The 6,766-nt window shown below is 41.1% G+C and carries 5 protein-coding genes; all 5 read right to left on the bottom strand.

Annotation, left to right across the window (positions count from 1 at the left end; all coding sequences use genetic code 11):
- Positions 1-310 precede the first annotated feature (310 nt).
- Complete coding sequence (locus IJ535_RS02475) at positions 311-3,115, bottom strand: glycosyl hydrolase 53 family protein (protein ID WP_294298388.1); 2,805 nt, start codon at positions 3,113-3,115, stop codon at positions 311-313.
- Between the two features lie 225 nt (positions 3,116-3,340).
- Positions 3,341-3,979, bottom strand: a complete 639-nt coding sequence (upp, locus tag IJ535_RS02470) for a uracil phosphoribosyltransferase (RefSeq protein ID WP_028242216.1) — start codon at positions 3,977-3,979, stop codon at positions 3,341-3,343.
- 78 nt (positions 3,980-4,057) lie between these two features.
- Positions 4,058-5,437: a uracil-xanthine permease family protein gene (locus IJ535_RS02465; RefSeq protein ID WP_294298378.1), complete on the bottom strand. Its 1,380-nt coding sequence runs from the start codon at positions 5,435-5,437 to the stop codon at positions 4,058-4,060.
- A 63-nt stretch (positions 5,438-5,500) separates the two neighbouring features.
- A complete protein-coding gene (locus IJ535_RS02460; RefSeq protein ID WP_294298375.1) occupies positions 5,501-6,268 on the bottom strand; it encodes a TraX family protein in 768 nt (255 codons plus the stop codon).
- Complete coding sequence (locus IJ535_RS02455) at positions 6,268-6,744, bottom strand: KdsC family phosphatase (protein WP_294298372.1); 477 nt, start codon at positions 6,742-6,744, stop codon at positions 6,268-6,270. Before IJ535_RS02455 ends, IJ535_RS02460 begins: the two co-directional genes overlap by 1 nt.
- Positions 6,745-6,766: the final 22 nt, after the last annotated feature.

The raw sequence follows: 6,766 nt of genomic DNA, 5'->3' as shown, positions 1-6,766 counted from the left end.
CGTAGCTCAGAGGCTTTTTGACATGCAGGAGTACTACGATAACCTCAATAAAATACAAAAGGAGCTCATAAAAATGAGAGTGGCCTGAGGAATACAATATTAACTGAAAGATGAATTTACACACAAATATGGACTTGACTTTCCAGTGGTAATCCCATCAATTTTTTACCACTGGATTTTACATTTCTTCTATCCCAGTGGTAATCCCATCACATTTTTACCACTGGATTTCACTTTTTTCTTATCCCAGTGGTAAAGAGGAACCACTATAGAAAAAGGTGGTAAGCTTTGAGCTTACCACCGCATAATTTTACCATCTAAACCAACCAAAGAGTTTCTTAACAACCTTTGTAATTTCCTTGATTACTGGAATGACAACCTGCTTTACAAATGTATCTACAACTTTAACGATTTGCTGAACAGCTTTTTCGATTTCCTGCTTGTGGTCAGAATCCTTGTTATCATCCTCAGAAGGGTCGTCGATTGCTGGGTCATCCTGATTGCCTGTACCTGGATCATCGATTACCGGGTCATCACCAGGTGTAGGTGTAGGATTATCTTCACCACCGATTTCTTCTGATGACACATCTCCTGTCTTGTAAAGATAGAAGTCATCCCATGCACCCCAGCCGCCTGCTGCAGCTTTGACACTTACGCCAACAGTGATTTCTGTTGAATCCGTATTTACGATAATATTAGTAACCTCTGGATTAGCCCAGTTCTGCCAGCCTGTTACGCCTGTGTCTGTTGAAAGATTGTTATCACCAACAACTGCGTAAAGCTTGAACTCAGCTGCGTCACCGCAATCTCCACCTTCAACGAAGGCGCCAAGCTTGTAAACGCCCTTATCTACAGTAACCTTCTGTTCTACTGTGTAGTAGATTTCCTCGTTGTCCCAGAACTTAAGGCTCATTTCACCTGTTCTGACATTTGAAGAATCTGCCTGAATAGCTACACCATTATTTCCATCTGAATTATTGATGTCGCTGATAGTCCAAGCCTTATTGCCATCCTCAAAGCTTCCGTTAACAAGAAGATTCTTTGGATTGATAGTAAGCTTACATACTACATCCTTAGTTTCCTCTGAAACCACTACAGTACCTGGGATTTCATATTCTCCTGCACCAGCATTCACAGCCTCTGCAAGCTTTTCTTCATCCCAGCTTATCTTTACATCTACCTTTGAACCATCGTTATATACTACTGTCGCATTTTCAGGAAGAGCCACTTCATCTCCAAGCTCTGCTGTCACAGCATCCACGTCTATTCTGATAACTGAAAGTGGAGCCTTTGCACCTGAGCGAACATAGCTGTAAATCTTTGCTGATGCAAGGGCGTGGCCCTCGAAATCGAACCATGCTTCGTTGTCTACTGCGGAACCGCCGTACCAATCCTTAGCATCCTTATCATAAGCGCCGGCATAAGATGATGCCCAGCCACTGCCGTATTTTTCCCAGGCTTCCTTATTGCCAGCAAGCACATCTGCTGCATCCTCGGCATCTGCATCATAAGCCTTTACTGGAATCCAAGCTGGCTCCCAGTAGAACACGCCGATACCATCATCGATTGATGCAACTGTGTCGATTACTGAACGAACTGAATCTGCCTGGCCCTGAACAGAGATGTCGAAGTTTAGTGCATCTCCGGACTTGCCTTCGTATTCAGTATTTGTATGACCATCTCCATCCTTAAGTGTGTGGACGTAAGATGTTTCTGCAACCATGACCTTCTTGTCATAGGTGTCTGCTATATTAGAAAGAACACTTTTAAGATTGCTTAAAGTGCCATGCCAATAAGGATAGTATGATGATGCGAACACATCATAGTCAACGCCATAGTCATCTAACTTCTTAGCATAGCCTGCATATCTTCCGCTGGTCTCAGGATTTGTGAAATGAACGGCTACCAAGATATCATGGTCAAGATTCTCTGAAACCTCTCTTACAGCTTTGCTACCTGCTGAAAAGATTTTTGACATATTCTCCCAAGTCTTTTCACCTGCCACGCCATTGTTGGTCTCATTACCTATCTGCACCATGCCAACATTTACGCCAGCATCAATAAGCTTGTCTAGACTGTCCTTTGTGTACTCTTCTACTGCCTCAGTCTTTTCATCTATAGACATAGATTTCCAAGCATTTGGTGCAGTCTGCTTGCCAGGGTCTGCCCAGAAATCAGAATAATGGAAATCAATAAGTACCTTCATTCCTGCATTTGTAACCCATTTACCGATTTTAACAGCAGTGTCGATGTCGCAGTTTCCGCCACCATAGCCATTGCCGTTGCCATCTGTTGGGTCGTTCCAAACTCTGATTCTCACATAGTTGACTCCACAATCATGCAAGAAGTCAAAGAAGCCCTGATTGCTAAGCTCATTGCCGTCGAAATCATAGTATTTTACTCCACTATTTTTCTCAGATAGATATGAGCTTACGTCCACACCTGTAATGAAATTGTCATCACAGCCTGCTACCTTTTCTACATTTATCTCTGAGTCAACTGGTTCAGTTTCCTCTGTTTCTTCCTGGCCAGGTTCCTCTGCTGAAGAGTCCTCTAATGCGTACAATACAAAATTGTCCACATCGCCCCAGTAGCCACTTTCAACTTTTCCACTGAAGCTAACTGTAATATCCTCTTTATCCGCAACTGTGAATTCCTCTGTTGTAAATGTACTCCATGAATCCCAGCCTGTAGTTTCAACATCGATTTTTTCTCCTGCTATGCTGACTGTCATTCCAGACTGGCTGGTTGCACCATCAGCCTCAAAGGACAGCTTGTAGGAGCCCACAGGTAGATTCTTAATTGTTTGAGACAAAGAAAGCTCTGCCCCATCAGAATTGTTATTCCAGTAATTAAAGATGTTAGTTTTATTATTGCTGGCCCATTCATCTACCTTTATTTTTGAGCCGACATTTTCGCCATCATCATCTGGCATTGTCACTGTCCACCCGGTTAAATCACCCTTCTCAAAATCACCATTTTCAATGTAATCTGTTTTCTTCCAAGTCTTTTCTTCTTCTTCTTCTGCATTTGCTATTATCGGCATCTGTGCAAGAACAACAGACACCATAGAAAATGCGCTAAGTGCACGTACAAACACACTTCTTCTCTTCATTCTATACCCTCCCTTAAATTTTCTTCTGGTCGCAACCGATTGCAAGTGATAATATAGCACTTTAAATCCCGTAAAATCCATTGACATTACAAACGATTTCCAAGAAAATTCTTTGTTAAAACCCCACATTTTTGCGCAGTTGTTGCGCAGATATTCCAGCATAAAAAAGAACATCCAGTAGCTATCGTTCTTGATAGCCCGCCTGGATGTTCCAAGTGTTTTATATTATTTTGTACCAAAGATTCTATCTCCAGCATCGCCAAGACCTGGGCAGATGTATGCATCGCTGTTAAGCTCGCGGTCGATGTGACCAACATAAATCTGAACGTCTGGATGTGCCTCGTGAAGAGCACGGACTCCTTCTGGAGCAGCGATAATAGCCATAAACTTGATACGCTTACCACCGTGCTGCTTGATAAGACTGATAGCGTCGATAGCTGAACCACCTGTTGCAAGCATAGGATCTGTTACAACAATAAGTCTCTCCTCGATTGGGCTAGGAAGCTTGCAGTAGTATTCGTGTGGAATGTGTGTCTCCTCGTCACGATACATACCAATGTGACCAATCTTAGCTGTAGGAACAAGCTGCTGAATACCATTAACCATACCAAGACCTGCACGAAGGATTGGAACGATTGCCATCTTACGACCTGCAATTACAGGTGCCATGCACTTCTCAATTGGTGTCTCACATTCGATATCAACTGTCTGTAAATCATTGAGAGCCTCAAAAGCCTCAAGCATAGCTATTTCTTCTACAAGAGCTCTGAACTCTGCTGTTCCAGTATTCTTGTCTCTAAGCATTGTAATTTTGTGCTGAAGTAGAGGATGTGTTAACTCTACTACGTTATCTAACTTTTCCATTAGATACCTCCTATTTTGTATAACTTATATTTTTAATTTCTTGCTGGCAGTATAGGGCCAACAAAAGATTCTACAAATTTAAGCTTGTATTTCTTCTGCATTTTTAAACTTGTCACTTGCAGGAACTACTGTATCCATAGCGCCATACTCGTAATCTCTACCAGGAATAATTGCATTAAGCACAACTCCTGAGATTGCAGCAATAGCAAGGCTTGTAAGTGTAATATCTGTGCCAGCAACTGTAAATGTAAGACCATCTGAAAAACCAAGGCCTGATACAAGGATAACTGCTGCAATAATAAGGTTTCTTGACTGTGTGAAATCCACCTTATTCTCAACAACATTTCTAACTCCTATTGCACTTATCATACCATAAAGCATGAAGCTTATTCCACCTACAATTGCACTAGGCATTGTTCCGATGATACCAGCCATCTTAGGAATGAAGGAAAGCACAATTGCGTATACTGCTGCAATTCTGATTACCTTAGGATCATGAACCTTAGAAAGCTCAAGTACGCCTGTGTTCTCTCCGTATGTGGTGTTAGCAGGACCGCCAAACATTGCTGAAAGTGCTGTTGCAAGTCCATCACCAATAAGTGTGCGATGAAGACCTGGGTCAGATACTAAATCTTCCCCTACTGTTGCAGAGATTGCTGACATATCACCGATATGCTCCATCATAGTAGCTATGGCGATAGGTGCCATTACAAGGATTGCTGACAAATCAAATTTGCAGATGAAGAAATCTGGCAAGCCTACCCAGGCAGCCTGATTTACTGATGCAAAATCAAATATTGCACTACCATCAGCATTTGTCATGCCAAGTGCATTAAAGATAAGTGCACATCCGTATGAAATTACTACTCCCATAAGGATTGGAATGATTTTGAAAATACCCTTGCCCCAGATGTTAAATACGATAACTACTGCAAGAGCTATGATAGCAAGAAGCCAATTCTGCGATGCGTTTGTGATAGCAGATGGCGCAAGTGAAAGTCCGATACAAATGATGATTGGACCTGTGACAACAGGTGGTAAGAACTTCATAACCTTCTTAATACCAACCATTTTGATAACTACTGCAAGTACTAGATAAAGAAGACCTGCAACTACGATACCACCACATGCATATGGAAGCTTTTCTCCCATTGTCATGTTTTTGAAAATTCCTGTATTTAAATTAGCAACTGTGTGAAATCCGCCAAGAAAAGCAAATGATGAACCAAGAAAAGCGGGAACTTTGAACTTTGAACAAAGATGGAAAAATAAGGTACCGATACCGGCGAAAAATAAAGTGACTTGAATTGAAAGGCCTTGCCCTTCGAAATAATTGTTGACCAAAATAGGAACTAAAATAGTCGCTCCAAACATCGCGAACAAGTGCTGAAGCCCTAAAATCAACATTTTTGGTCTGCCTAGTGTCGAGGCATCTTTGATTGGTGCATGTTCTCTCATACATTTCCTCCTTAAATATACTCAAACTTTCAATATCCTATCACAAATCTTTCTATTCGTCTACTACGAAATTAAAAGATTTGCAATCAGTGCCAAAACTAAAAGATGAACCGGATAGAAAAGGTAGAAGAAAAGCCTAAGTGCCTTGTTATCTAATCCTCTATTTCCCTCGTAATAATACATTGGAATAAGCATAAGAAATGCCCACACTTCTGTCGCCCCTGATAGTAATATAAGAATCACTACCCCTAAAGCAAAAGCAATTAACCTGTCTAATTTCTGTTTGCCATTAGCAACATAAGTGTACATAACTGCAATGCAGCAGATACCGCCTTCCCCATAATCAAGATTGGTAAAATAAGCAATTGCCATGCCTATTAATACTACAGCACACCTGAAAAAGTATGTACGCTTATTTGTTAGCTGCTTTTTATCAATTTCTGCAATCGCATAAAGAACTATTAAGCCAAGCAGCAACTCCCACAACACATTATTATATTCAAGGGTAAAAAAAGTATCGCTACTAACAAGGTCAAAGGGAATCTCTGAAATAACAGCTATAAACAATAATCTTAGGGCATATTTTTTTACATTGCGGGTATGTATAAATCCTTCCACTAGCATGAAACAATAGATTGGAAAAGCCATGCGACCTATATTTCGCATGAGACGATACAAATCTATTGTCTGAATAAATGAAAATGGCTCAATCCCAGCCCGCACCATATTTGCCACAATTCCCACAGCAATATGGTCTATAAGCATTGTGATAACTGCTATAAATTTTAAATCTGTCCCTGTAATTTCAAAGCCTTGTCTTTTTGCGTCCATTATTTAACCAACCATTCTATAAATTCTCTAACAGCCCCTCTGCCACCATCTTTTTTTGAAACAAAATCTGCAAGCTCTATAACTTCATCGCAGGCATCAGCTGGACAGCCTACCAATCCTCCGGCATCCTGGATGCGTTTCATACAATCATAATCGTTCATATCATCACCGCAGTATGCGCACCTAGAAAGCTCCACCCCGTTTTTTTCCAATATCTCTGTAAGCTTAGCAAACTTGTCACCTACACCCTGGTAAATCTCTGTGATGCCAAGCTCCTTTGCTCTGTTTTCTACAATCCTACTGGTGCGGCCAGTGATGATAACAGGTGTGATTCCATTTGGCATACCGATATGGCAAATGCCGTAGCCGTCTTTTGCAGAGAAGGCCTTCATAATCTCACCATCCTGTCCCATGTATATATGTCCATCTGTAAGAGTGCCATCTACATCAAGCACTAGGTATTTAATATTCTTCATTAAAAAAATCTCCTTAGAAAAA

Origin of the sequence: Pseudobutyrivibrio sp. (assembly GCF_017471675.1) — a bacterium.
Classification (GTDB): Bacteria; Bacillota; Clostridia; order Lachnospirales; family Lachnospiraceae; genus Pseudobutyrivibrio.
This window is presented reverse-complemented; position numbering and strand designations above follow the sequence as displayed.

Excerpts from the sequence above, each read along its gene's own strand:
- IJ535_RS02475 (WP_294298388.1), bottom strand. The coding sequence starts at position 3,115 with ATGAAGAGAAGAAGTGTGTTTGTACGTGCACTTAGCGCATTTTCTATG.
- upp (WP_028242216.1), bottom strand. The coding sequence starts at position 3,979 with ATGGAAAAGTTAGATAACGTAGTAGAGTTAACACATCCTCTACTTCAG.
- IJ535_RS02465 (WP_294298378.1), bottom strand. The coding sequence starts at position 5,437 with ATGAGAGAACATGCACCAATCAAAGATGCCTCGACACTAGGCAGACCA.
- IJ535_RS02460 (WP_294298375.1), bottom strand. The coding sequence starts at position 6,268 with ATGGACGCAAAAAGACAAGGCTTTGAAATTACAGGGACAGATTTAAAA.
- IJ535_RS02455 (WP_294298372.1), bottom strand. The coding sequence starts at position 6,744 with ATGAAGAATATTAAATACCTAGTGCTTGATGTAGATGGCACTCTTACA.